General features: G+C 38.7%; 3 protein-coding genes. 1 reads left to right on the forward strand and 2 read right to left on the reverse strand.

Going from position 1 to position 3,777, the window contains the following annotated elements:
- Nucleotides 1-350: 350 nt before the first annotated feature.
- Nucleotides 351-590, reverse strand: coding sequence for a hypothetical protein (locus A6M13_RS12345; RefSeq protein WP_066546802.1), 240 nt, complete (start codon nt 588-590; stop codon nt 351-353).
- Nucleotides 591-1,112: 522 nt separating this feature from the next.
- On the opposite strand from A6M13_RS12345, the gene A6M13_RS12350 reads away from it, so the two are divergent.
- Complete coding sequence (locus A6M13_RS12350) at nt 1,113-2,039, forward strand: helix-turn-helix domain-containing protein (protein ID WP_066546806.1); 927 nt, start codon at nt 1,113-1,115, stop codon at nt 2,037-2,039.
- A gap of 1,282 nt (nt 2,040-3,321) precedes the next feature.
- Here A6M13_RS12350 and A6M13_RS12355 read toward each other — a convergent pair.
- On the reverse strand, nt 3,322-3,777 hold a 456-nt coding region (locus tag A6M13_RS12355; protein WP_083998354.1), incomplete at its 5' end, for a DUF4279 domain-containing protein.

Below are 3,777 nucleotides of genomic sequence, written 5' to 3' on the forward strand. Positions count from 1 at the left end.
AATTTACTTTCTAGGCGGATAATGGAAATCTGTCCGAACTCCACGATTGTTTTTATCTAAAATATATACAGATTTATTAACTTTACTATAAGGGGTCCCGCCATAAAAATGCGGATTTACAACGTTAAGCGATGTCTAGCAGTCATAAACATTTGATACAGCAACGATAAGAAGCAAATGTCTTATAAACGATTGTTTTTGAGATAGAATGATTGCGCTTTAAAAAACAGCTATATTTTCATCAAAAGTTGTTTCAAAACATTGCTCAAAAACAAAATCTTACTAACCAGCGTTAATAAGATTTCTTATCGTTGGTAATCCGCGAAAATCTGACGAGACCCCATATTGATTTATCGCTTTTTTATGATGAACTCTTCATATTCTGCCCAAACTATGTATGCTAAACCGATTAATAATGCAAAAATAGCACATATGCTTAAAGGGTTGCCAATAAATTCTAACATTGCGTTAAATAATTCTTCATTCCAATTTGATGAACTTGAACCATAGATAGCGGCGCTTATATATCTCGTTGAAAATAGAAATGAGGCGATTGCTATAAAAGTAACACCTGTTCCACGTTTGTTCATAGAATTCTCCTTCTAAGTAAGTTGATTTTTAATATTTCGAGAAAAGTTTAGTAAATTCCTTTATTGGAATAGCTAACAATAAATTGTTAAAAAGATTCCCAAACCACTGTTTGGTAAACAAAAAGCAGCTGAGACAAGAATGTCTAGCTGCTTTATCGAAGTTTTCCGATGAGTTAATTGGGAAACTTTTTGTATATTTAACTTGCGTAATTCCGCAGATATGACTATGATTAACACAATAAAATGAACGTAAAAAAACCTCTCCACAGTGACTAGTTTCGGATTGCAGTCCTAGACTAATCGCTTTATCGTATCTCGTACATACGATGCAGCATTTCGGGAAAGGTAATTTCAAAGTTTGAATATATAGTGCAAGCACTGATATAGGCATTATTATATCTAGTCTTCTACTGTCGTTCAAGTCTTTTAGATTACTTTTCATCAAAATTGTCATTACTGACGCTTGCATCGCATATATTTACGATGTAGGCGTTTTTTCGTTCCCCAGAGGAGAGAACCATTATGACAACAATCACATTAAAAGCACAAGAGCTTAAAAGATACTCACTATTTAAGAAACAGGATGAGATGGACCGAGACATTTGGCGCTATGTCGATTGGTTACAAGAACATCATGTACGTCAATCGGTGATTGATGTACTGCGTAATTTAGGCAGTCGAGCATTAATGTATCTAGGGATTGCATTTCCAAAACAACAAACGATCGCAAAAGATTTAAAGCTGTCCGATAAAACCGTCAATCTTGCCATTAAAGACTTAGAGGCATTGGGGATTATTGAGAGTAGACGAACCCTTAACGGTTGGCGAGCATCAGGGAAAGTGTATCAAATCAAGCCATTTTGTCTCGAAAGGTTAAGTCAGAAGGTAAAGTCAGTAACATGCGTCAAACCTAGTCATACCAACGACTTCACCCTTGTTTCTGATTTTGAACCATATCCAACTAAACAAAAGTTCTTAAAAAAAGACGTTGCCCCTACGGGAGAAACGTCTCATTCGCAAAATACAGTAAAAACTTTTTATCAAAAATTAAAAGCGTTAGTACAAGCTCGTAAGGGCGCTATACAAGGCTTTAGTCAACTTATGAAGGTTATCTTCGGCAAAATGAAGAAAATGCGCTCAGAAGGCACGTTAGGCATGTCAAACAGTCAATTAGAACAGATTATGTACCAGTCACTGGATGTTTTACTGCATAAACAAGGTGTGAAAAACGAGCAGGCAATGCTAAACGCCATTATTAACAACAAAATTAGCGATATGACAACGCCACAAGCGACTCCTTCAGCTGCGCCAGCCGCAAAACGTACGGAAGTATTGCCGGATTGGTTTGCAACACGTCACGAGCGTGTCGAGACAGTCCTTTCAGCCGAAGAGGAAGCAGAATTAGCGGAAGCTCGTGCACGAGTATTGAAAAAATTGGGGCTCGCGTAACCTTTTTTGAAAATCAGCTCAAAAAGGCTTCTTTGTGTTGCCCATTTTTAATTCCAACGCAAAAGTTACGGAAACAAAACTGCATTTTTAGAAAAATAAAGTCGCCCAGCTGCGTGAAAAAGCGGTTTTGTTTTTTCTCCAAAACATGATTCACTTTTTTTCGCGGTATGCGCATTTTTGTGAGAAAGAGCATAAGGGAAACGTGCTTGCACATTCGTGGCAAGACCAGGCAAAGCCTCGTGTTTCGCTGGTAGCGTGATTTTTCAAAAAGGGCTCAAAATAAGCCCTACGAAAATCGCAAAAGGGCTCAAAATGAGCCCTATGTTTTTTGTGTGTTTGGTAGAAAAACTGATGGCGAGTTGAGGTATTTTGAATGTCAAATTCATTTAAACTGAAACTCAAATTTGAAATTGTTGGTGTCATTTTTTCTCGTAACTTTTTTTCAAATCGTCAAAAGTTGCTAAGAGCTATGTGTGATTTTTGAGTGAAGGGCAAGCTACGGGTTTGGGTACCCAAACGCCTGCGCCACTTATTGATCTTGCCATAAGGGCAAGATACGGGTTTACCATGGTAAGCCCCTCAATAAGCTCCGCATCTTGCTAGGAATATTCCTAGAACCTTTCTCCATTTGCTCACGTGCAATGGTGTCGCTGCGCTCGAAAAAACAAAAAAGCAAAAACCCCAAAGGGCGCACTTACGCACCTTCCTTTTTTCTGCGAAAAATGGAGGTGCTCCATGCGTCAAAATAAGAGACACATTCGTTAAAATAACTGCGTTATGTTGACGCTTTGCTATTTATAATTGACCGCGAGCCTCGGCTTGCAAAGCGTAAAAAATCGTTGGACGGTTCGCTACGCTACCGCCCACGCTTTTTAGCTTGCATACGCAAGCTTCTCACGATAAACCCATAAACCACCTCATCGTCTCAAAAGAGCGCAGCCATCTTTTGTATCTCGCTGTATCTACTGTATCTTTCACAGCCGTTTAAACACCACAGGAGGCCCCTAGAGCGTTTTTACAAGGCGAGGGATAGAGAAGGTAGGGAAAGCCTTATAAAAACGGTGAAAAGCGCTGTTTTGTATGCAGGATTTTATGCACGTGGGCGCAGCTGTCGAAAAACGTCGAATCGCATGAAATCAACGTTTGTGCGGTACTGCATAAAAAGCTGTATAACGCACGGACACAAAGAAACCCACGAAACGCTGTTGTAGCGCGCTTTGTGGGTTTTTGGTACATTCCCAAACTTTGATTTGGGAATCTTTTCTGTATTAGTATGTATACGTTACTCTTCTTGTAATACGAAAGGGTCTATCCACATATCGATATCTAAATCGGCATTGATTGCAGATATAAAATGAGCAACGTCAGAATAAATACAGAGACCAGGTGTTTCACCATTTATAATACTAACGACCAAATAAATTCTAACACTTAAATCGTATTCTGCTTTTAGTTCATTAATAGCGGTCACTTTATTTTGGAACGTTGTGACAAGAGGCTGTAAAACGTCATTCACATCCCAATTAGATTGAGTTTCTGTGTGATATTCCCAAGCTGTAAATGGGCGAAGGTGAGGCTCTTTCAAGACATCTCCTTTTTTATAAGCGCAATTAGGCTCTATTTGCAATTTATTTGTAACACTGTCTAGCGGAAAGTCATTCAATTCACTATTACTTTGAAATGTTAAATAAGCGTTAGTGGTTAATTTACTTTCTAGGCGGATAATGGAAATCTGTCC

The sequence above is a fragment of the Caryophanon tenue genome, assembly GCF_001700315.1.
GTDB classification, from domain to species: Bacteria; Bacillota; Bacilli; order Bacillales_A; family Planococcaceae; genus Caryophanon; species Caryophanon tenue.

What these genes read in the sequence shown, in the direction of transcription:
- A6M13_RS12350 (WP_066546806.1), top strand. Translation starts at nt 1,113, where the DNA reads ATGACAACAATCACATTAAAAGCACAAGAGCTTAAAAGATACTCACTA.
- A6M13_RS12345 (WP_066546802.1), bottom strand. Translation starts at nt 590, where the DNA reads ATGAACAAACGTGGAACAGGTGTTACTTTTATAGCAATCGCCTCATTT.